Source organism: Janthinobacterium saanense, assembly GCF_014200675.1.
Taxonomy (GTDB): Bacteria; Pseudomonadota; Gammaproteobacteria; order Burkholderiales; family Burkholderiaceae_D; genus Janthinobacterium.
Map to the genome: position 1 here is coordinate 492,430 of NZ_JACHCI010000001.1, position 23,315 is coordinate 515,744.

Below are 23,315 nucleotides of genomic sequence, written 5' to 3' on the forward strand. Positions count from 1 at the left end.
GAAAAACGAAACGAAGACAAGCTGGTCTTCCATATCTTGCAGATGTTGATCACATGGCATCAATCAAACGCCCACGTATACAACACGTCCAGCGCATTATTGGTGCCGGTCTGGAATTGCAGGGTGAAGCGGCGGTCCAGTTTGTAGCGTAGCTTGACCAGGCTGCTGGCTGTGCTGGTGCCTTGCTCGAACGTCAGGTAGGCGCGCGACGACAAGCGTTTGCCGACCGTGACGACGGTGCTTTCCAGTCCCTGGGCTTGCGACAGGCCCACTTCATCGAGGCCCAGCGAGCTGGCCAGCTTGCCTTGCAAGCCGCCACCGGAGCCGCCGAACAGGGCGCCGGCAGCTGTCGTCAGCAAGGCCATTTCATCGCCGGCCGCCGCTTCTGCACCGTGACCGAGGATCAGCCAGGCCAGCTTGTCGCTATCGGACACGTTCGGCGTGGACACCAGCTTGGCGGTTGGCGCCTGGGCCGTGCCGCGCACTTCCACGCCTGCTTCGACGTTGGTTTCCGACAAGGTATCGCCTTCGGGACGCTTGCGCACGGCCAGGATATTCAAGGCCGGGTTGTCGTAGGCGCCCGTGAAGTTGATCACGCCCCGGTCGATCGACAGTTTCTGGCCGTAAGCGGCATATACGCCGTTGGCCACGCGGATGCTGCCCGTCACGCGCGGCGCGGCGCGGTTCAGCACGCGGGCGCGCACATTGCCTTCCAGGTCGGCGTCCAGTCCCATGCCGCGCAGATGGAAGGCGTTGCCCAGATCAAACTCCAGGTCGATATTCAGGGGCAGGGATGGCGCTTCCTTGCTGGCCGCCGTTTTCTTGCCCAGCACGACGACGTCATTGCTTTGCGTGGGCGTGTCTTGCGGCGCCAGCTCGATCAGGGCACGGTTGGCCTTGAACTTGCCCTCGAAACTGAACCGCTTGTCATTGCGCACCAGGGTGCTATTGCCCGACAAGACCAGGGTGCGGTCGGGGCGCGACAGCGCTTGCAGGCGGTCGGCCATCAATTTCAGTTCCATGCTGGCTTCGCCATTGGCAAAGCGTACCCAGCCGTCTGCCTGCACCTTGCCGTCGCCGCCATCAAAGCTCAGGCGCTGCAATTGCAGTTGATCGCCAGCAAGCTTAGCTTGCAGCACGCCATTGCGCAGCTTCAAACCCTGGTCGGCCCAGCTCACCAGCAGCTTGCTGCCATTGATGTCGCCATTCAATTGCGGCGCACCGATGGTGCCACTGCCCGACAGGGCCACCGTCACGCCACCACCGAGTTCCAGGCCCTCCTGGCCCGTCAGCGGCGCCAGCCAGGACAGCGAGGCGATGCTGGTGGTGCCCGTCAGGCTCAATGCGCTATCGTTGCTGATGCGGCCATCGAGCATGCGCACCGTGGCATTGATATCGCTCTGGCCCGCGCGCGCGCCATCGAGTTTGACTTGCAGCCGCAGTTGCTGGTTGGCGATGTCGACCCGCGCATCGAGGGTGCGCAGACCCAGCGCCAGTGGCGAGTCCACGCCCACCGTCACGTCGCCTTTTTCGCGGTACACGTGCAGCATGCCGGCCAATGCCGGTTCCTTTTGCCTGGCAGTGGCCGCCTGCATATCGAGCGACCATTGCGCGCCCAGGGTCAGGTCGCTGCGGGTGTTCGCTTGCAGCGCAGGAATCACTTGCGACAGATAGGTCAGCGCCACGCCGGCTGCCTGGCCCGAACTGGTCCAGCGGGCGCCGTCCTTGTTCAGGTTTTGCATGGTGATGCTGCCAGCAGGCAATTTGATGACGGTGTTGCCGATGGAAATTTGTTCTGGCTGGCCCAGTCCCGCCACGCCACTGCCGGCCGGGCCGGCTACGCGCACGGGCACGGGCGCTTGCAAGGCCAGCGCATAACGGCCCTTGTTTTGCAGGCTGTCTATGCTGCCTGTCCAGTTGGCGCCGCTCTGGCTGCCGTGGATTTGCACGCTGGCGTCGAAATCGTCGTTGCGCGCCACCAGGTTGATGCTGTGGCTGCCGCGCGTACCGGTCGATTTCAAACGTGCACCGGCCAGCTTGAAGGTGGGCGTGCTGTAGCCGGTGATTTCCAGGTCGCTGACCATGGCGTCTTGTGCGCCCTGGCCGGCGCCCACGCTGGCGCTGCCTTTGACGGTTTTTAATTGCTGGTCGCCAAAGAAGGTCAAGTCCTTGCCGTCGAGCGAGAGTTGCGCGGCAGGCGCGTCCATCTTGCCGGACACGGAGCCGGAGGCGCGCAGCACGCCGGCAAAGCGCGGTCCCAGGGTGGACAGCTGCGGCGCATCGAGTTTCCAGTCCAGCTTGTCGGTGGCGCCGCCCAGCGCGCCCTGGGCCAGCAGGCTGTTCGGTCCCAAACGCAATTCCACGTCAGCGCTGTCGACTCTTTTTGCATTGGCCGACAGTTTGGCGTAGCCGGCCAGCGGGGCGTTTTGCAGGGTCGAGTCGCGCAGGGCCAGGTTCAGGGCGACTTTCCAGTCGCTGGTAAGGCGGCCGCTGCCGTCAAAACTGGCGTTGATATTGCCGACGGGCAGGGAGCCAAAGGCAGCCGGGTTGATTTTTTCCACGCTGCCGGCCACTTTCAGCTCGGCTTCCTTCTTCGGTCCCGTCAAGCCCACTTCGCCGCTGGCGTGTATCACGCTGTCGGCCACGGGGCGCTTGCCGCTGCTCAAGCCCAGTCCTTTGGCGTCGGCCACGAAAGTGCTGCGCGGCTGTTGCATGCTGCCTTGCACGACGCCGCTGGCAACGATGGCGCCCAGCAAGTCGTTTTGTATGGCGGACAATTGCCGCGCATCGACATTCCAGTTCAGTTTTTCACCGGCGCCGCCGAAATTACCCTTGGCCGCGATGGTGTTCTTGCCCAGCGCCAGTGCCACATCGATGCCACTGAAGTGCTGTGCATCGGCCGTCAGCTTGCCCTTGCCGGACAAAGGCTGGTCCAGCAACTTGCTGGGGCGCACGGTAAAGTCCGCATTGGCCAGCCATTGCGGTGTGACGTGGCCATTGGCCCGCACGTCCAGGTTCAGGTCAGCCACAGGGAAGGCGCCGAAATCGGCCGGGTTCAAGCGGCTGGCGCTGGCCACCGCCTTGAAGGCTTGTTCATCCTTGAGGCTGATCTGGCCCGTGGCGTTGATTTGGCTTTTGCCCGCTTGCAAGGTTGCCTTGCTCAGCTGCACCAGGGAGTCTGCCATGCTCGCTTCCAGGTCCAGGCGCAGCTTGGCTTCGCCCAGTTTGGCGCGCAGGGTTTGGGTCTTGCCGTCGCTGTCCAATACGATGTCGCCGGCGATTTTGGTGCTGTTGATGCTGCTGACCACATGCTGCAGATTGATGCTGTCGGTGTGCAAGGACAAATGCGCGCTGCCGATGGGGCCATCGGCCGCTTCGCGCTCCAGCTTGCCGCTACCGGTGAATTTGCCGGCAGCAGCCAGGTCGATCAGGGCCGATTCCAGGGTGGTGGCTGTCAGCGTGCCGCCCAGGCGCGCGTCGAGCTGGCGCAGCGGCAACTTGTGCTGGTCGATGGGGCCAGGCGTGGCGTGATTGAGTACCGACAATTTACCGGACACGCTTTGCTTGTCGCCGATGGCGGCGTCCAGGTCCAGGCTCAAGTCCGCCTGCGGCAAGGTGGCGTCAAACTGGCCAGGGTTGATCTGGCGCCCTTGAATGCTGGCCGAGCGCAGGATGATCACCGGGTCGAACGGCGCCAGCGCCAGGCGGGCGTCAAGCGTGGCGGGCCCGGCGCTACCCTTGGCCGTGATATTGAGCAGATTCAGGTCGCCGCCCAGTTGCAGGGCCACGGCGGCCGGTTTTTCGCCAGCAGCCGGCTTGATCTGCGTCAAGCTGGCCGTGCCCTTCAGTTTGAATGGCTGGGTGGCGGCGATGGTGGCGTCGGCCTTGGCCAGGCCAAAGGGCGTGCTGACGGAGGCATCGCTCAAGCGCCATTCGTTCTTGTCGCCCGACAAGGTGAGATGGATCTTTTCCAGCACCGTGTTGCCGCCCGCGCTGACCAGGGTCAGCTTGTCCAGGCGCGCATCGCTGATGCCGACCTTGAACGGCGAGGCCAGGCTGCTGGGCATGGTCGCCGGTTCATCGGACGGGCCCGTGCTTTCCACGGACAGGCTGGCCACGTGCAGTTCGCTGATCGCAATGCCTTCCGAGAAATACTGGAACGGCGACCAGTTGATGTCGATATTCTCGGCCGTGATGTGCTGCGTCTTGCTGCGGTAGCTGACATGGCCCAGGTGCATGCGGTTGTACAGCGAGCCGGACACGCCGCTTACTGCGATTTCGCCACCGCTGGCGCTGGCCACTTTTTGCACCAGCAGCTGCAAGGTCGATTCGCGGCCCAGGAACCAGAAGGCAGCGCCCAGCAGCACGGCCAGGCTGGCCATGCCGATGGCCAGATAACGGGGCCAGCGGCGCGGCTTTTTCGCTGGCGGCGTGGTGCCGGGAGTATCGGGAGACTCGGTAGTGATTTCAGACATCAGAAAGTGAATCCCAGGGAAAAGTGCAAACGGTAGGCGTGGACGGCGTGGCCATAGGCCACGTCAACGTTGATGGGGCCGACAGGGCTCTTGTAGCGTCCGCCCAGGCCGTAACCCGATTTCGGCGTCAGCGCGCCTTTCACCGTATCGGCCGAGTTGCCGGCGTCATAAAAGGTGGCAATCGCCCATTTCGGCAGGAACCAGTATTGGTATTCGGCGCTGGCGGTGGCCATGTAACGGCCACCGACGGTGGCGTCGCCTTCCTTGACGCCCAGTTCCTGATAGGCGTAGCCGCGCACGGACTGGTCGCCGCCGGCCCGGAACAGATAGACGGCCGGTACGCCTTTTTTATCTTTCGAACCCAGCGCGCCCATTTCGCCGCGCAGGATGACTTCGCCTTTTTCGCCGAGCGGACGATACCAGACCGTCTTGGCTGCCACGCGTACGAAGCGCTCGTCTGTGAGCACCGGCAACAGCGCGCCGCCCACCTGGGCGTTGATGACGTAGCCACGGGTGGGGAAGAGCAGGCTGTCGAGCTCGCGCTTGGTGATGGAATAGGTCAGCGGCAAGCTCTTGCTGCGCGTTTGTTCCAGGCCCACCACCGTCTTGTCTTCCCTGAGGAATTCGAAGGTCAGGCTGCGTTCCAGATTGGTGCCGCCCCAATTGCGTTTGGCCGAGATGGCCGACACGGCTGTAATCTCGTTGGAAATATCGCTGCGCTCGAACGAAGCGCCCACGCTGTCGCTGTAGCCGCGCGCAGTGGTGGGCAAATAGAAGTTGGTATGCGCCGCCTGCTTCTTGGTTTCCATGGTGATCGCGCTCTTGAAACGCGTGCCCCAGACGTTCAGGTTGTCATAGTTGAGCTGGACGCGGTTACCCGTATTGGTACTGAAACCGATACCGGCGCTGACGTTTTGCTGCTTGTTTTCCGTCACGCGCACCACCAGCGGCAATTGCGGCGCCGGTCCGCGATACACGGGCTTGGCGGCGGGCGCGCCGGTGGCTGCCTCGGCGCCATCCTGGCTGGCCTGGCCTGCCTCGATCTGTTCGCTGAGGATGCTGCTCATGTCGGCGCTCACTTCCACGCTGGCGAAGTAGCCGGTATCCTGCAAGGCGGCCTGGTAGGCTTGCAAGGCCGTTTCGCTGTAATAGTCGCCGGCGTGGATCTTGTTCAGGTTGGTGATGATGTTTTCGGGATAGCGTTTCAAGCCTTCGATGCGCAGCTCGCCAAAGCGCAGTTCGGGGCCACTGTCCAGCACCACCAGCAAGGATACCTTGTGCGTGTCCGGATCGACCACGGCTTGCGTATCGAGTAGCTGCGCGCGCGGGTAGCGCGTCTGCACCACTTCGCGCAGCAGGGCGCGCTTGGCCGATTCCCAGTCCGACTGGCGGAATACCTGGCCCGTCTTCAAGGCCCAGCTGCGCTTGAGCGCATCCTTGTCGTACGGTTCGCTGGCGGCCAATGGCGGGGTGGAATCGAAACCGCGCAATTCCAGCTCGACCTTGTCGATAGTGACCGCCTGGCCCGGTTCCACATCGACGATGACGACCGGCTTGCTGCCCGTGGTATCGACCCTTACCTTGACGGTGGGCGTATAAAAGCCGGCCGTGGCCACCAGGTTCTTGACTTGCTCAGGCGCATCACGTACCAGACGTTGCAATTGTTCGCGGTCCATGCGCGGGTTGCCACGGAAACGTTCCAGTTCCAGGTTTTTTTCCAGCAACTCATCGAGGTCGCCCGGTGCATTCACCTTGACGTCGTATTGCAGGGCAGGCGGGCTTGCTTCGGTAGCGACGGGATCGGCTGGCGCATCGTCTGCCGGGGTTTCCTGTGCCGTCTGCGCCTGGGCATAGCCCATTGGAAACACCAGGATAGCGCCGCCCGCGACGGCCAGCGTCAGTTGCCCCATTACTTTTGTCACCACTTGTGCCAAAATTCGTGGTCGTATCGCCTTGTCGGCCGCTATATGTCCTGGTGATCGTGCAGAAAACATGGTGCTCCAGATGAGTAAATGCTGACTGCATGTTACCGGATTAGGTAAATTGATGGCGGACGAATAAGTATCTTTTGCGTAGGGAACATGTTTCCCTGCGCACTATTGCAACAGATAAACAGAAGGAATAAAAATTATGCTAGCAAGCGACTCCGCACTGGTGCTCTTTAGTGGTGGGCAAGATTCCACCACCTGCCTGGCCTGGGCCTTGAAACACTATAGCCGAGTGGAAACTATCGGCTTTGACTATGGCCAGCGCCATGCCATCGAGTTGACCGTGCGTCCCGGCTTGCTGCAGCAGATACGCGCACAGTCGCCCGAGTGGAACAGCCGCCTGGGTGAAGACCACATGATAGACCTGTCCCTGATTTCCGCCATTTCCGATACGGCCATGACGCAGAATGTGGAAATCGTGATGCAGGCAAATGGCTTGCCGAATACTTTCGTGCCTGGCCGTAACCTGCTGTTCATGACGGTGGCCGCTACCGTGGCTTACCGCCGTGGCTTGACGGTGCTGGTGGGCGGCATGTGCGAGACGGATTTCTCCGGTTACCCGGATTGCCGCGACGACACCATGAAGGCGCTGCAAGTAGCCCTGAACCTGGGCATGGATACGCGTTTGAAGCTGGAAACGCCGCTGATGTGGCTGGACAAGGCGCAAAGCTGGGATCTGGCCGAAGACCTGGGCGGCCAGCCGCTGGTCGACCTGATACGCAGCGGCACGCACACCTGCTACCTGGGTGAGCGCGGTGAACTGCATGACTGGGGTTATGGCTGCGGCACTTGCCCGGCTTGCGCGCTGCGCGCCAACGGTTATCAGCAATATGCGGCGCGCAAGACTGTCAAATAAATAGTGTCTGTCTGCCTGTAAAGGCCGGGCATAGCCTGGCCAACTACTCTGCGCGCTGTTCTCCACAGCGCCATCCTGCCCGTCAGCATCGCTCACCAGCATGTGGTCTTTTTAATACAAAATACAGCGTTGCAAGCCCGCCCGCTGTAACGTACTATCATTTTCTTTGGCGACTGATGGTAGTTGTTGATGAGGCTGCAAGCCTCGTCCGCAGCCCGCTACGCTATCGATTGTTTTTCTGGCCCTCATGCATACACGCGCGTTTTTGTCGTGCTTCTCCAAGCCGGTGTCGGACTGGGTGGGACCGCGTCTGCTGGCGACGCTGGTGCTGATGCTGTGCCTGGGACTGAGCTATGGCGCCTGGCGCAATGCCAGCGAGGTGAGCCGGCAGCAGGTGCAGGCCGATTTCGATTTCCGCGTGCGTGAGCTGGCGGGCAATATCATCAGCCGCATGCAAACCTATATCCAGGTGCTGCACGGGGTGCAGGGCTTGTACGCCAGCTCGCAGGAAGTCACGCGCGACGAATTCCATGCCTATCTGGCGCAGCAGCAGGTGGACTTGCACTTCCCTGGCATCCACGGCATCGGTTATCTGCCGCTGGTGCCTGGCGCGGCGCGCGCCCGGCATGAAGCGCAGATGCGCGCCGAAGGTTATCCCGCTTATGTGATCCATCCGCCCGGTGAACGCCCTTCGCACGCCCCCGTTACCTATCTGGAACCGGTGAGCGATAGCAATCTGCTGGCCTTCGGTTATGACATCCTGTCCGAGCCGGTGCGGCGTGCGGCGCTGGAACAGGCGCGCGATACGGGGCTGGCGGCGATGACGGGCAAGATTCACCTGGTGCAGGATGGCGATCACAAGGAAGTCTCCGGTTTCCTGATCGTCTTGCCCGTGTATGGCCATGGTCTGGCGCTTGCCGACATGCGGCAGCGCCGCAGCGCCTTGCGCGCCTGGGTGTTTGCGCCATTTCGCATGAACGATTTGATGGCGGGCGTGGGCGGCGAAGCGTCGCGCCTGCTGGACCTGGAAATCTATGATGGTCCGCAGCTGGCCGAGGCAGCGCTGATGTACGACAGCCTGCCGGGAACGCTGTCGGCGCAGGCGTCCGGCACGCTGTTGTCGACGCGCCGCATCACTATCGCCGGCCATGCGTGGACCTTGCGCGTGCGCGCCATGCCTGGCTTCGGCGGCGATGCGCTGGCCAGGCCGCGCGCGGTGGCCGCCGCCGGTGTGTTGATCAGCTTGCTGCTGGCCCTGTCCAGCTGGATGCTGGCGGCCAGCCGGGCGCGGGCCAGGGCGGCGCTGGCGCGCGCCAGCGAGATGGCGGTGCAGCTGGCGCAGGGCCAGGCCAGTGTGCTGGCGATGGCGGAAGCGGCGCAACGCAGCCAGGCGATGCTGCGCAACATCCTCGATGCCACCATCGACGGCATCCTGGTCGACAATCTGGCGGGCCATATTTTCACGTCGAACCGGCGCTTTCGTGATTTATGGCAAGTGCCCGATGCGCTCGACTGGCAGGCGGACGGCGAGGCGCTGGTGCACCATGTGGCAGGGCAACTGGAGCAGGCCGCGCCCTTCCTGGGGGCGCGTAGCGAAACGCCGCAGGGCCACCGCGAACGGCGCGACGTGCTGACTCTGCGCGACGGCAGGGTGATCGAACAATATGTGCGCAGCATGCAGCTGGGCAATGAGCATGCGCGGCTGTGGACTTTTCGCGATATCAGCGAACGCAACCAGCTGGAGCGGCGCGAGACGACGCGCCGCCAGGTACTGGAAATGCTGGCCACGGGCGCGCCGCTGGAAAGGGTGCTGGAAAGCGTGGTGCTGGGCGTGCAGGCCGACCATCCAGCCATGCTGTGCAGTATTTTGCTGCTCGACGAGAGCCGTCACCGCCTGGTGCTGGGCGCCGCGCCCAGCCTGCCCGCTTTTTTCAATCTGTCCAGCCACGGCCATGACCTCGATACCCTGCAGGGTGTGCATGGCATCGCGGCGCAAGCCGTGCGCAGCGGCCAGCGTATTGCCGTGGGCGACCTGCAGGCCGATGGCGGCCCGCCCGGCGCCATGGAGCTGGCCTGGCGCGCCCGCTTGCAATCGTGCTGGGCCGAGCCCGTGCGTGGTGGCTCGGGCAAGGTGCTGGGCGTGCTGATGGCTTACCATCGCCAGCCCATGTTGCCTGGCGCTACCCATCTGGCGCGTTTGGGAGAGGCGGCGCATCTGGCTGGCATGGCGATCGAGCAAGCCCAGGTAGCGCTGGCCCTGCGCGCGGGCGAAGCGCGTTTCCGCAGCCTGTATGACCATGCGCCGGTGGCCCTGTGGGAACAGGACTGGTCGGCCGTGCGCGATGCACTCGATACCCTGGTGCAATCGGGAGTGGGCGACCTGGCCGCGTATTGGCAAGCCCATCCGGGTGAATTGAAACGTTTGGCTGGCCTGGTACGCATCATCGATGCGAATGGCGCTGCGCTGGCGCAGGTGCGCGCCAATGGCGAAGACCTGCGGCGCGGCGCCCTGAGCCTGGCGCAGAATTTCGATGACGATGCGATGCGCTGTTTTGGCGATGCCTTGCTGGCGCTGGCGGGCGGCGCCCATCTGTTTGAGTGCGAAGGCAGCTTTGTGCGCCTCGACGGCGCAGCGCGGCAAAACGAATTGAGCCTGCTGGTGATGCCGGGCCATGCGGACAGCCTGGACTTCGTGATGGTGTCGTCGCTGGACATTACCGAGCGCAAGCGGATGAATGCAGAACTGCTGCAACTGGCGACCACCGATTTCCTGACCGGCTTGCCGAACCGCCGGCATTTCATGGCCGCGCTGGAAAATGAACATGCCAGGCTGCAACGCGAACTGGCCAGTAGCGCCACCGTGCTGATGCTGGACCTTGATCATTTCAAACGGGTCAACGACGAGCATGGTCACGCGGTGGGCGACGCCGTCCTGCGCCACCTGGGCACGTTGATGTGGCAAGAGCTGCGCAAGGTCGACGTGCCGGGGCGGGTGGGGGGCGAAGAGTTTGCCATTCTGCTGCCCGGCACGGACCTGGCGGCGGCCGCCGTGTTTGCCGAGCGCTTGCGTCGCCGGGTGGCAGAGAGCGCTTTGACCACCGATGGCGGCGTGCTCATCAACAGCACCGTCAGTATCGGCATGGCGGCCATGGCGGGCACGGATGCCGATTGCGACACGGTGCTGGCGCGGGCCGATGAAGCCCTGTACCGCGCCAAGCGGGGCGGGCGCAACCGGATAGAGCAGAATGATGGTGGCGCTGGCGGCGTACTGAGCCAGTTCATGAACAACTGAGGTCTTAACGGCTATTGCGCTGCTTGCGGTTGCGGCTGACCAAGACCCAGATGATGGCGATAGGGATCAGCAGCGGCAGCATGAACGGCGCGCTGAAGAGCAGTCCCAGCGCAATGCAGCCGGCCACGATGGCGACCATCAGCACACCTACCCCTGCCATTACCAGACCCACCAATACGGCCGCGCAGATGATGGCGATCAGGGCGATCAGCAAGCCGCCGCCAGCGAAAATCATGCCGAACAGAAACTCCAGCGGACCATCGACGTCATTGCCATTGAAGTCCATCGTCATATTGCTGCCGCTGATCTTGTTAAAGAACAGGCAGGCGAGGACCAGGATGAAGACGAAGCCAAGGATTTTTTTCATGATGTGCCTCTGTGGGGTGGTGTACTGGTGAACTCAGGATGTTCACACTGTAATTGCCCATCACTATCGTTGCCAGTGGCGTGAGACAGACGGTCATTTTCGCGGTATGGAAAGCGGACTGGCCTGTTTATCCTGTTATCGAACAAGATTTCTTTTCTTGAAATATACGTCAGCCGTCCTATACTGAATACCTCAGTCTAGCAAGGAGGGCAACATGCTTTTGTTTGCAGATACCGGGGATCAATCGTTATCCCTTCATGACCATGAAACCACGCGCCAACGTAGCGCCCAGCAGTCTTTCGCCGAACCTGTCGGTGCGCCATCGGCCATTCCGCCGATCATCATCAATCCCTACAATTACCACGTGCCGCTGCCAGCCATTGACCCGCGCTGGATACCACCCGGCCCGCCGCTGACCTGGCCTGCCCATCCTGCCATGCGCATGTGCTAACGCTGTTGCCTGTTCAGTTCCATGGCCTTAAAAAAAGCCCGCATCGCGGGCTTTCGTGCGTGACAGCAGATGAGGTCAGCTCTTGCGGCGCAGCATGAAGCCCATCAAGCCCAGGCCGGCCAGCAGCATGCCATAGGTTTCCGGTTCCGGTACGGCGCTGATGAAGGCGTGGTTGTCCGTCTCGAAAGCGTTTTGTCCGGATGCAAAGGCGACCGAGGTAATCTTCGATCCCGCGCCGGCAAAGGCATTCACGTACAGGCCGATCGTCTGGTTGCCATTGGGCAAATCGCCGGCCAGGGTGGCCAGTTGCGTGCCCGTCAGCGTCGTGGTGCTGTGATCGGCAAAGGTGTAGGTGACGCTATTGTAGGTGTCGGGCGAACCCATATAAAAACCGAAATAGCTGAGGCCGCCGCTAAAGGTCGCGGTCACGGGTGTGTGCTGGTCGGAAGAAACGCCGGCCGACAGGTACATGCTCGTGTCACTAGGAGGCGCGGCATGGTTGACGTCCGTCCCGGTAAACAGCGAGCCGTCCGTGTAGTTGGCGGGCAGGATGCCGCTGTTGAAGTCGATGGTGGTGGCGCCTGCAACGGCAGACTCCAGCCCCTGACCAGCGACAGCAACACCGCCTGCCGTAAACACAGGAACGGCACTGGCCGTGCCTGCAACAGCCAGCGTGGCAAAAGCCATGGTAGCGAGTAGTTTCATTTTTATTCCCTCAAGTTAATATGTACGCTGCTATTTTTCAGAGAGATGCCTGTTGCGGGGGGACATGCAGACCGTGCGGCGTACGGGGTTGAGGGGCGTCGCGGTGATGATAGTTGCTTGCAACCAAGCATTATTAAATGCAATATTTGAATTCAAAAAACACAACTATATTGCGATGTAATAATAGGTTGTATTGAGAAATATCAAAGCTCGATTATTAGAACTTGCCTACTAAATTGATAGCTTGCATTCCTGCCGAGATCGTCTATGGGACGATGCCGTCGCCATCGACTTTGCCGCGCGGAACAGGCGCAAAGAAGGCCGTCATGTAACGGCGTTTTCGACTATCATGCTAGCCCCAGCCATCGAACGAGCACCGCCATGAGCACCGAGTTTTCCACCTTCCCCGACCCCTCCTCCGAACCAGATAATGACGCCCCCATCCAGGAACCGCGCCTGTGGGTGGGCAATGGCTGGACGGCCCGCGTGATCAAGAATGAGGAAGATGAAGGCTGGGCCGTGGCCATGATCAAGGATGGCGAACCGGAACCAGCCCTGGTAGGGCCGTGGACCATGGGGCGCGACAAGAAAAATCCGAAACCGCTCGACGTCAACGCCTTCAATACGCTGGTCAAGACAGCCTCGGAAGTGCTGCGCCGCCATGAGCAGCAGCTGCACGCGCAATTGCACAAGAGCCTGTATGTGGCCACCGACGAGGGCCAGATCAAGGTCATGTTCGACATCGTGCCCGACGAAGACCACCCCTATGCCGAACTGAGCGCCTACGATGCCGATGGCGAGCAGATTGCCAAGGTACGCACCTCGGCGGCCTTCAAGTTCAATGCCACGGCAGCGGCCAACTGGATCGAAGGCGGCTACCGCAAGCCCAACTAAGTTTCCTTGCCTTGCTTGCGATAAGCCAGCCGGTACAGCAGCGGCAGCACCAGCAAGGTCAGCACGGTCGATGACAAGATGCCGCCGATCACCACGGTGGCCAGCGGGCGCTGCACTTCGGCGCCCGTGCCGGTAGCGATCGCCATCGGCACGAAGCCCAGCGAGGCCACCAGCGCCGTCATCAGCACGGGACGCAAGCGGGTCAGCGCGCCTTCGCGCACGGCTGCATCGAGTCCCACGCCCTGTTCACGCAGCTGGCGGATAAAGGCGAGCATCACCAGACCATTGAGCACGGCCACGCCCGATAGCGCAATGAAGCCCACGGCGGCCGAGATCGACATGGGGATGTCGCGCAGCCACAGCGCAATGATGCCGCCGGTCAAGGCGAACGGGATGCCGCTAAAAACCAGCAAGCCATCCTTGACATTGCCGAACATGGCAAACAGCAACACAAACACCAGGCCCAGCGCCACCGGCACCACCAGTTGCAGCCGCTTGCTTGCCGACTGTAATTGCTCGAACTGGCCGCCCCAGCTGGTCCAGTAGCCGGCTGGAATTTTGACCTGCGCCTGCAGTTGCTGTTCTGCCTCGGCAACGAACGAGCCGATATCGCGCCCGCGTACATTGGCGCTGATGACGATGCGGCGCTTGCCATCTTCGCGGCTGATCTGGTTCGGCCCCGGCGCCATCTGCAGGCTGGCCACTTCGCCCAGCGGGATGAAGCGCGCGCGTCCTGCCGTGCTGGCGTCCTGGGGCAGGGCAATCGGCAAGCGCTGCAATTGTTCCAGGTCGCTGCGCAGGTTTTCCGGCAGGCGCACCACGATATCGAAGCGGCGGTCGCCCTGAAACACAGTCCCCGCTTGCTGGCCGCCGATGGCGGTGGCGATTGCCGATTGCACGTCAGCAATGTTAAGTCCGTAGCGCGCCGTCTGCTCGCGGTCTATCTGCACTGTCAGCATGGGCAGCCCCGTGGTTTGTTCCACTTTGACTTCCGCCGCACCGCTGATGCTGCCGAGCACGCTGGCGATCTTGGCCGCCGTGCCATCGAGCACCGCCATATCGTCGCCAAACAGTTTCACGGCCACGTCGCTGCGCACGCCGGAAATGAGTTCATTGAAACGCAGCTGTATCGGCTGCGAAAACTCGTAGTTGTTGCCGGGCAGGCTATTGGCCGTGGCCTCGATTTCCGCCAGCAATTGTTTACGCGACTTGTTAGGCTGCGGCCACTGTTCGCGCGGCTTGAGCATGATGTAGCCATCGGAAATATTCGGCGGCATCGGGTCCGAGGCGATTTCGGCCGTGCCCGTGCGGGCAAACACGCGGGCGATTTCCTTGTGGCTGGCCATCAGCTTCGTTTCCAGCTGCTGCTGCATGGCCAGCGATTGCGTGAGGCTGGTGCCGGGAATGCGCAGGGCCTGGATGGCAATATCGCCCTCGTTCAGGTTGGGCACGAATTCGCTGCCCATGCGCGTAGCCAGCAAGCCCGACAGCAGCACGGCGACGGTCGCGAAGACCAGCACCACGGGCGTGTTGGCCATCACCTTGTCCAGTGCAGGTGCATACCAGCGTTTGGCGGCGCGCATGAGGGCGTTTTCTTTTTCCGCCACCTTGTCGCCGATGAACAGGGCCACGGCGGCAGGAATGAAGGTGATCGACAGCAGCATGGCGCCCAGCAGTGCGATGACTACCGTCAAGGCCATCGGCGTAAACATGCGTCCTTCCACGCCCGTTAGCGCGAAAATGGGCAGGTAGACCACCATGATGATCAACTGGCCGTACAGCAGCGGGCGGCGCGCCTCTTGCGATGCGGCAAACACTTCATGAAAGCGCTCTTGCAAGGTGAGGGGCCGGCCATGCTTCTCTTGCGCATGCGCAAGGCGGCGCACGCAATTTTCCACGATCACCACGGCGCCATCGATGATGATGCCAAAGTCCAGCGCACCCAGACTCATCAGGTTGGCGCTGACGTGGTATTGCACCATGCCCGTAAACGTGAACAGCATGGCCAGCGGGATCACCATGGCCGTGATGACGGCTGCGCGAATATTGCCCAGGAACAGGAACAGCACGGCGATCACCAGCACCGCGCCTTCCAGCAGGTTTTTCTTGACCGTATTGATGGCCTTGTCGACCAGTACCGTGCGGTCATAGACGGTGACGGCGTGCACGCCGGCGGGCAAGCTGCGGTTGATTTCCAGCATCTTTTTATCCACCGCCTGCGAAACGGCGCGGCTGTTTTCACCGATTAGCATAAAGACCGTGCCCAGCACCACTTCGCGGCCGTTTTCCGTGGCCGCGCCCGTGCGCAGTTCGCGCCCGATCAGCACTTCAGCCACGTCGCGGATGCGGATGACCACGCCTTGCACATTGGCCACCACGATATTGCCGATATCGCTTTTGGACGCCACTTGCCCAGGCGCCCGTATCAGCAATTGCTCGCCCTTGCGCTCGATATAGCCGGCGCCCACATTGCTGTTGTTGCGTTCGAGCGCGGTCACGATTTCTTGCAGGTTGATGCCGTAGGCGGCCAGTTTTTCCGGGCTGGGCGCCACCTGGTATTGCTTGGCGTAACCGCCGATGGCATTGATTTCCGTCACGCCTGTCACGTTGCGCAATTGCGGCTTGATGATCCAGTCCTGGATTTCGCGCAAATCCGTCGGCGTGTACGGCGTGCCGTCCGGTTTTTTCGCGCCAGCTTCGGTTTCCACCGTCCACAGATAGATTTCACCGAGGCCGGTGGAGACGGGGCCCAGCTTCGGCGTGATACCGGCGGGCAAACTTTCCCTGGCTTCCTGCAGGCGCTCGTTGATCATCTGGCGGGCGAAATAAATATTCGTGCCATCCTTGAAGATCACCGTCACTTGCGACAGGCCGTAGCGCGACAGCGAACGGGTCTGCTCCAGCTTGGGCAAGCCGGCCATGGCCGTCTCGATGGGGAAGGTGATGCGCTGCTCGGTTTCCAGCGGTGAATAGCCGCTGGCCTGGGTGTTGATTTGCACCTGCACATTGGTGATGTCGGGCACGGCGTCGATGGGCAGCTTTTGATAGCTGTAGATGCCCAGGCCAGCCATGGCGGCCACGGCCAGCATCACCAGCCAGCGCTGGGCGATGGCGAAGCGTATCAAGCGTTCAAACATGATGGTTTCCTCGTTTCAACGTTGGATTTAGTGTTCATGGCCGGCGGCATCCTTGCCCAGCTCGGACTTCAAGACAAAGCTGCCCTGCGCCGCGTACGGCGTGCCGCTCGTTACGCCCTCGGTGATTTCTGTCAGCTTGCCGTCGCTGCGCCCCAGCTTGACGGGGGTGGCCTGGAAACCTTGCTTGATTTTGACGAATACCGTGGGCTTGTCTTCCACGCTCTGTATCGCCTCGCTGTGTACTGTCACGGCCGCGTCCGCCTCGCCAGACACCACCGCCACCGTCACGAACAGGCCGGGGCGCCAGGCCATGTCGGGGTTGGACAGGGTGATGCGGGCCTTGGCCGTGCGCGTCTGCTCGCCGATCAGCGCACCGACATAAGTGATCGTTCCCTTGGCGCTGGCGTCGAAGGCCGACGCCTTCACTTCCGCCTTGCCGCCCACGCGCACGGTGGCCAGGTCTTTGGCCGGCACGGCGATTTCCGCCCACACGGTGGACAGGTCGGAAATGACAAAGATATTCGCGTCTTCCTTGACCGCTTCACCGAGCGCAATATGTTTCTCCAGTACCATGCCGTCGAAGGGCGCGCGGATTTCATAGCGGTTCAATGGCCCCTTGCCGCCACCCGTGGCGCCCAGGGCACTGAGTTTCTGGCTGGCATTTTGCACGGCGATTTCCGCTTCGCGCCACGCTTGCTGCGCCTGCAGATAATCCTGCTCGGCCGAGATTTTTTCATGCCACAGCTTTTCTTCGCGCTCATAGGTGGAGCGGGCCAGCGACAAGCGCCGCTGCGCCGACAGCAAGCTGCTGCGCTGCTCGGACAATTCCGTGCTGGCGATCACAGCCAGTACCTGCCCCTTCTTTACCAGTTGCCCCAGGTCTGCCTGCACGGCTTCGACCACGCCAGCCAGGCGCGGCACGACGTGGGCCGTGCGGTCTTCATTGAAACGGATTTCGCCAGGCAATGACACCGTGGTCTTGATGCGCGCCGGGCCCGCTTCGGCGATGGTCACGCCGGCCTCCTGTATCTGTGCGGCGCTCAGTTCCAGTCGTCCCTCCACCTCTTCGTGGCTGTGGTCATCTTTCTTTGCGGCTTGCTCCTGCGCTTTGGCCACAGGCGGCGTTTCTTTGTGACCGCCTGTGCCGAGGATGAGCGCACCCAGCACGATGCCGGCTGCGGCGATGGCGGCGATGGCGATGGTTTGTTTCTTATTGAGATTCGTCTTCATGAATGTCTTCCTTAGAGGGCGGGCGCGCCGAGCAGGCGTTCGATTTCGGCAGCGGCCTGTTGCGCTTCGGTCAGCGCGCGCAGGGTCTGGTTTTTGGCTTGCAGCAAGGTGCGTTGGGCGTCGAGCACATCGAGGAAGGCGAATTTGCCAAACTCAAAACCCTTGGTCGCCGCGTCATAAGCGCTTTGCGCGCCGGGCAAGATGTCGCGGCGCAAGCTTTCCACGTCGAGCCTGGCCGTGGCCAGGCGTTCGCGGGCGTCAGCCAGCGCCGTTTGCAGGTCCAAGCTGGCGGCCGCCAGTTCGTCGCTGGCCTTGTCGCTGCGGCGCAGGGCGTCGAGCTGGTTGCCGGCATTGCGGTCGAACAGGGGCAAAGGCAGGGACAAGCCGATAATCGCCTGGCTGCGTCCCAGCTCTTCCGAGCGTTTCATGCCCAGGCTGACGGTGATATCGGGCGTGGTCCGGCGCTGTTCCAGGTCCAACATGGCTTTGCGTTGCTCCAGCGTACTGCGTGCCTGGCGCAGGGCAGGCGCGTGCTGCAAACGTGTCGCCAGTTCACTGCTGTCGGGCAAGGGCGGCAAGTCGTCGAGATTGCCTTCGGCCACGCTGAAGCGGGGCGTGGCATTGCCCCACAGGGCGGCCAGGCGCTTGCGAGCGCTGGCCAGTGCGCCGCGCGCCAGGTTCAGTTCCAGCCGGACGCTCGCTTCGGCCACGCGGGCGCGCGTTTCTTCGACGGGCGAAGCTTTACCCGCCGTGACCCGGCGCGCCGTGATGTCGCTTGCGCGCGCAGCCAGTGCTTGCGCGCTATCGGCCAGACGCAACCCTTGCTGCGCAGCCAGCACGTCGATAAAGGCGGTCGTCACCGCCGCACGCGTATCGGCCTGCTGCATGGCCAGCGCCGCTTCGGCCACGTCTTGCCCCCGCTGCGCCACCTGGGTGCGGGCGCCGCGCTTGCCGCCGAGTTCGATCAGCTGGTTCAGCTGCACGGTGGTGCTGCGCGTGGCGCGGCGGGTGTCTTCGACCAGGGTTTGCAGTTCGGGATTGGGCAAGGTTTGCGCCTGTTGCAGGGCGCCTCCCTGGGCTTCCAGTTCATGGCGCGCGGCGGACAAAGTAGGGTTGTTGCTGACCGCCAGGGTTTGGGCAGCCGCCAAGCTCAGTGCGCCGGCAGGTTCTTGCGCGTGCGCATGCGCGCCGGCCAGCAAGCCGGCGGCCAGTAAAAAAATAGTTCGGTACATCGAATTCTCCAAAATCAGGGAAGGAATTCGACGGGACGGACAAAGCCGCACCCACCAGATCAAGCGTGATGCGTGCCGTTGTCAGAGAGAAAAACGTCCCGTCGGTCTAGGCGACCGGGGACCAGTCGGGCCGCTTGGGTCCGTCAGGGATGTGCGAGATGTAGAACGGTGAAGCGGTGTCGATGGCGTTCGAGGCCGTATCGAACACGGGCATGCTGGCACTGACGGGCAGCCAGGCGTGGCCTATGCCATGGCAGACATTGCAGTCGCTATGCGGCTGGCCCTTGGCTTGCTTGTCGATGGAAGCCTGCTTGTCAGCCTGCGTGTCGCTGCCTGCCTTGTGCTGGTGGCTGTGGTGGCCCAGATGCTGGGCCGCCTTGCCTTCTTCGTGTTGGCAATAGGCGCTCGCCGCTGCCCAGGACATCTGGAGCGGAAGCACGAATAGCAGCAGGAGCACGAAGAATTTTTTCATTGATCCAGGTATTGTAGCCTGTATCCGTTTAATGGAGTTGCGCGCGCCACTCCTTCAAATGCGCTTCGATGGCCTTGCCCCGGTAGATCTGCGGTTCGGAATGGTCTTCCGGCGCGACCACGCCATCTTCCTGGAACTCCGTTTCCTCGCGCGCATTGACCAGCACCCTGGCCTTGTCGAAGGCCTCGCCAAAGCTGGCGCTGTGCGGCAGGGCATCCTTGAAATACGCTTCGCTGAAGTAGGTGAATTCGTTCTGGTCGTCGCAGCCGAACGAGGTGCGGTCGCGCCGCGCCGCTGTGATCACCAGCGTGTGGTCATCTTTCAGGGTATCGATGAAGCCGCCCGCATAGCAGGCCGAGACCAGCACCACTTTCCAGCGGATGCCGGTCTTTTTCAGCATGCCGGCCAGCTCTTGTGCGGGCAGGCTGCGCAAATCCATGCCGTTTTGCGCCAGCGACAGTTCATGCTCGGGCGAGCCGTGGCTGGTGAGGAAGAGGAACAGGATATCGTTGTTCTTGTCCATCTTGCCGGCGATGGTCTCCAGGCTGGTGCGGATGCTGGTGATGGTGGCCATCGGCTGCTTGGCCACCGTGTTGCGGCTATTGACCAGCATCAAGGAGCGGCCTGCCGTGCCGTAATCGCGGTCGAACTGGCGCTGCACATAATTGGTCTCGCGGTGGAAGACTTCCTGCGAACCGTCGCCGGCCACGCCCAGCAGATACAGATTGATTTTTTTGGCCGGGTCGCGTGCTGCCAGCTTGCCCAGCGCCTGGTCGAGCAGGCTGCGCTGGCTATACAGGGCCAGTTCCACATTGTCGCGCGTGAGCTTGTCGCCGGCCGGATCGTCGAGCTGGCCTTCGGTCCAGTTGCCGCTGTCTTCGCGGCGGCCATCGGCTTGCGCCGTGGCGTAGCGCAGCACGCCCTTGCCATCGAATACGCCATTCTTGAAGCCACCCCGGTATTCGTCGCCATCGACCGTGCGCAGCAGACCCTCGCCGTCGAATTTCCAGTCCTTCAGCGGGCCTTCGTAATGGATGCCATCCTTGGTGGTGACGATGACCTTGCCCAGCGGCTGGCCCTGCACGAACTGGCCTTCAAAGACAGTGCCGTCGGTATCGCTCAGTTTGCCTGCGCCATGCGGTTTCCAGTTCTTGAAGGCGCCCACGAAGCTGCCGCCATCGGCACCCTCGAAACTGCCGCTGCCTTCGAAGCTACCCTTGCTGAAGCTGCCCGTATAGACTTCGCCCTTGGGCGAGGTGTAGCGCCCCTCGCCATCGAAGGCGCCCTGGCGGAAGGCGCCCACGTAGTCCACGCCCGAGCTTTGCCGTAAATGGCCCTGGCCGGAAAACACGCCCCGTTCAAAGCCGCCTTCATAGTAGGCGCCGCTGGCGTACTCCAGCCGGCCCTGGCCTTGCATCTTGCCGTCGGCCAGCGGGCCGAAATAGCGGCCGCCATCGGCCGTCTCTGCCGCAGGCGGGCGGGCCGGCGGCGCCGCGCACAGCGGCGGCATGCCCAGGGCGGCAAACAGCAGCAAGCCGGCGAGAGTGTAAGGGCGGAGCGAAGAGCGGCGCGGTGCGGTCATGGGGGCAGGGATGGGGCTGGTCGTCAGAGGGTGCCTAGTCTGCCACTGTCTGGCCCGGCTGGCAAATGTGTGCGCATAGTAATTGTCAGGACTTGCCTTTTAGTGGTGCCAAGCGGGAGTTGAACTGCTACTATGCGCTCAATATGTGTACATAAAGCAATATAAGCAGGCAAACAAGTCAGCACAAGGATCAGCATGGAAAGTCGTCTCAGCCGTCTCGAAGCCGTTCAAACTGTCTTGCTGGAAATCGGGCAGCGCTCCAGCACGTGCAGCGATATCTCGGAATTCCTGCAAGCCGTGCATGCGGCGCTGGGGCGCATCATGTACGCGGCCAATTTTTATGTGGCCTTGAGCGACCATGACGACGGCCTGGTGCGCTTTCCGTATTTTGTCGATGAATTCGATGCATCGCCGTCGCCGGACGCGGGCGTGCGCCTGGCCAGCGCCGCGCAGTCGCCCACGGCCTGGGTGATCGTGAACCGCAAGCAATTGGTGATGTCGGCCGGCGACGAGGCCATGCGCGCCATCGATGGCGGCTCCTGGGGCGGCGGCACGGCAGCCGAGCACTGGATAGGCTGCCCGCTGCTGGACCAGCAGCACCAGGCGCTGGGCGCCATCGTGATCCAGAGTTATACCGCCGAGCACCGCTTCAGCGATGAAGACCAGGCCCTGTTTGCGCTGATCGCCACCCATGTCTCGAGCGCGCTGCAAGGCATGCAAAGCATGGACCGGCTGGAAAAAGCGGTGCAGGAGCGCACGGCCTTGCTGGCGCACGAGGTGGCCGAGCGGCGCCGCGCGGAAAACCTGCAGCATGCGTTGTATGAAATCGCGAATCTGTCGGCGCAAGCCTCCGACGCGGGCACCCTGTACGCACGCTTGCACGCCATCATCAGCGAACTGGTGACGGCGAAAAATTTCCTGATCGCCCTGTATCACCCGGACAGCAAGGACATCACGATCCCGTATTTTGTCGATGAAAAAGATGCCCAGGCGCCCGTCAAGCGCTTTCATTACGGCATCGGCATGAGTTCCTATATCCTGGCGCGCCGCCAAGCCTGTTTGCTCGATGCCGGCAGTTATGCGGCGCTGGTGGCCAGCGGCGAGATGAACGAGCCGCTGGGCAATGTGGGCATCGCCAGCTGGATGGGCGCGCCCATGCTGTTGGGCGAGCGTGCGTATGGCGTGATCATCGTGCAAAGCTACGACGCCTCCGTCGTGTATGGCCAGGCAGAACTGGATGTGCTGGCCTTCATGGCCAGCCATGTTGCGGTGGCAATTGCGCGCATGCAAGCCGATGCCGCCATGCGCCGGGCCAAGGAAGCGCTGGAAGAACAGAATGCTGCCTTGAACAGCGCTTTGAGCGCGCTCAAGGAAGCGCAGTCGGAACTGGTACGCCAGGAAAAACTCGCGTCCTTGGGCCGCCTGGTCGCCGGTGTCGCCCATGAAATCAATACGCCGCTGGGCATTTGCGTGACGGCCACCAGCCATCTGGTGCAGGAACTGAAGCTGACGCGCGAAGACCTGGCCGCCGGCCAGCTCGATGAAGATGGCTTGCAGCAATTTTTTGGCATCATCGACCAGACCTTGCGCATCATGACCACCAATACCCAGCGCGCGGCTGCGCTGGTGCGCAGTTTCAAGCAGGTTGCGGTAGATCAGTCCTCGGATGAATTGCGCAGTTTTAATTTACGCAAATATCTCGATGAAGTGCTGCTGTCGCTGCAGCCCAAGCTGAAAGGCAAGCCCGTCAAGGTGGAGATCGATTGCGCTGCCGAACTGCATTTGCGCAGCTATCCGGGCGCCGTCTCGCAGATTGTGACGAATATGGTGGTCAATTCGCTGGTGCATGGTTTTGCGGAAGGCGAACCGGGCAAGATCACGCTCAGCGCCAGGAGCGAGGGCGACATGCTGGCGCTCGATTACAGCGACGACGGCATGGGCATGGACAGCGCCACCCTGGGCCAGTTGTTTGATCCCTTCTTTACGACAAAAAGGGGTTCCGGCGGCAGTGGCCTGGGTGCGCATATCTTGTATAACCTGGTGACGGGGCCGCTGGGTGGTACCGTGAATGTGGTCAGTGCACCCGGCATGGGCTTGCACTACAAGATCAGATTTCCGTTAGAGCCCAAGAGTGCTTGAAAGTTTGGAATTTGAACAGCGGGCCGGAGGCGCGGGCCTGAGAAAATGCCGATGGCTGCGTTGCGGCTTCCTTGCCGTACATGCGTACTGTCTGCGTCGCCGCGCCTTGCCCTCGGCATTTTTCAGGCCCGCTTGGCCCGGAAAGCCCGGGCTGGGGACTTGGGCCGAAGCATGTTTTGCCGGTATGCGTATCGGTCAGGGGCACTTGGCTATTTGATGAGTGGCTGCTGTCGCCCCGAAGCAGTCATTCCACCGGAGCGCGCAGCTTAGCTGTAATCTCAGCCCCTAGACAATAACAGAGCTCCGGGTATGCCTGTCGTCGGTAGCAACTGCATCCTCGCGTCACTGGGCGCTCAAGTGTCGCCGGATAGAAAAGGTACTCCAATACAAACGCCCGAAACGAGGCCGAAGTACATCCAACAACTGCTTCATACGCAAACAGTGTATGAACGATGTATTCTGGCCCGTTTGTTCTTAACTTTATCTTCTTCTATC

General features: G+C 62.1%; 14 protein-coding genes. 5 read left to right on the forward strand and 9 right to left on the reverse strand.

Translation table 11 applies throughout. The features are described 5' to 3' along the window. Positions 1 to 59: 59 nt before the first annotated feature. Positions 60 to 4,475, reverse strand: coding sequence for a translocation/assembly module TamB domain-containing protein (locus tag HDE72_RS02310; RefSeq protein ID WP_183737097.1), 4,416 nt, complete (start codon positions 4,473 to 4,475; stop codon positions 60 to 62). After that, positions 4,475 to 6,385: an autotransporter assembly complex protein TamA gene (locus tag HDE72_RS02315; RefSeq protein WP_183737201.1), complete on the reverse strand. Its 1,911-nt coding sequence runs from the start codon at positions 6,383 to 6,385 to the stop codon at positions 4,475 to 4,477. Before HDE72_RS02315 ends, HDE72_RS02310 begins: the two co-directional genes overlap by 1 nt. Positions 6,386 to 6,605: 220 nt before the next feature. Between HDE72_RS02315 and queC the strand changes: the two genes are divergently transcribed. Further along, positions 6,606 to 7,319: a 7-cyano-7-deazaguanine synthase QueC gene (gene queC / locus HDE72_RS02320; RefSeq protein WP_183737098.1), complete on the forward strand. Its 714-nt coding sequence runs from the start codon at positions 6,606 to 6,608 to the stop codon at positions 7,317 to 7,319. 247 nt (positions 7,320 to 7,566) lie between these two features. Further along, positions 7,567 to 10,611: a sensor domain-containing diguanylate cyclase gene (locus tag HDE72_RS02325; protein ID WP_221291125.1), complete on the forward strand. Its 3,045-nt coding sequence runs from the start codon at positions 7,567 to 7,569 to the stop codon at positions 10,609 to 10,611. A gap of 4 nt (positions 10,612 to 10,615) precedes the next feature. Here the strand turns inward: HDE72_RS02325 and HDE72_RS02330 are convergent, their stop codons facing one another. Beyond that, a complete protein-coding gene (locus tag HDE72_RS02330; protein WP_183737099.1) occupies positions 10,616 to 10,978 on the reverse strand; it encodes a hypothetical protein in 363 nt (120 codons plus the stop codon). 214 nt (positions 10,979 to 11,192) lie between these two features. On the opposite strand from HDE72_RS02330, the gene HDE72_RS02335 reads away from it, so the two are divergent. Further along, positions 11,193 to 11,429 carry a hypothetical protein gene (locus HDE72_RS02335; protein ID WP_183737100.1) on the forward strand — a complete coding sequence of 79 codons (237 nt, stop codon included), beginning with the start codon at positions 11,193 to 11,195 and terminating at the stop codon, positions 11,427 to 11,429. A gap of 75 nt (positions 11,430 to 11,504) precedes the next feature. On the opposite strand, the gene HDE72_RS02340 is transcribed toward HDE72_RS02335, so the two are convergent. Further along, positions 11,505 to 12,134 (reverse strand): Npun_F0296 family exosortase-dependent surface protein, encoded by a 630-nt coding sequence (locus HDE72_RS02340; RefSeq protein WP_183737101.1) that lies wholly within the window; start codon positions 12,132 to 12,134, stop codon positions 11,505 to 11,507. A gap of 381 nt (positions 12,135 to 12,515) precedes the next feature. On the opposite strand from HDE72_RS02340, the gene HDE72_RS02345 reads away from it, so the two are divergent. Further along, positions 12,516 to 13,028 (forward strand): hypothetical protein, encoded by a 513-nt coding sequence (locus HDE72_RS02345; protein WP_183737102.1) that lies wholly within the window; start codon positions 12,516 to 12,518, stop codon positions 13,026 to 13,028. Here the strand turns inward: HDE72_RS02345 and HDE72_RS02350 are convergent. From HDE72_RS02350 to HDE72_RS02370, 5 genes are all read right to left on the reverse strand, one after another. Further along, entirely contained in the window at positions 13,025 to 16,165 is a 3,141-nt protein-coding gene (locus HDE72_RS02350; RefSeq protein WP_183737103.1) for an efflux RND transporter permease subunit, read from the reverse strand. The genes HDE72_RS02345 and HDE72_RS02350 overlap by 4 nt on opposite strands. 27 nt (positions 16,166 to 16,192) lie before the next feature. Beyond that, complete coding sequence (locus HDE72_RS02355) at positions 16,193 to 17,395, reverse strand: efflux RND transporter periplasmic adaptor subunit (protein WP_183737104.1); 1,203 nt, start codon at positions 17,393 to 17,395, stop codon at positions 16,193 to 16,195. Between the two features lie 11 nt (positions 17,396 to 17,406). Next, entirely contained in the window at positions 17,407 to 18,627 is a 1,221-nt protein-coding gene (locus tag HDE72_RS02360; protein WP_183737105.1) for a TolC family protein, read from the reverse strand. Positions 18,628 to 18,733: 106 nt separating this feature from the next. Continuing rightward, entirely contained in the window at positions 18,734 to 19,099 is a 366-nt protein-coding gene (gene czcI, locus HDE72_RS02365; RefSeq protein WP_183737106.1) for a cation efflux protein, CzcI family, read from the reverse strand. A gap of 28 nt (positions 19,100 to 19,127) precedes the next feature. After that, complete coding sequence (locus HDE72_RS02370; RefSeq protein WP_183737107.1) at positions 19,128 to 20,681, reverse strand: C13 family peptidase; 1,554 nt, start codon at positions 20,679 to 20,681, stop codon at positions 19,128 to 19,130. Between the two features lie 195 nt (positions 20,682 to 20,876). Between HDE72_RS02370 and HDE72_RS02375 the strand changes: the two genes are divergently transcribed. After that, positions 20,877 to 22,820: a GAF domain-containing sensor histidine kinase gene (locus tag HDE72_RS02375; RefSeq protein ID WP_183737108.1), complete on the forward strand. Its 1,944-nt coding sequence runs from the start codon at positions 20,877 to 20,879 to the stop codon at positions 22,818 to 22,820. Positions 22,821 to 23,315 lie beyond the last annotated feature (495 nt).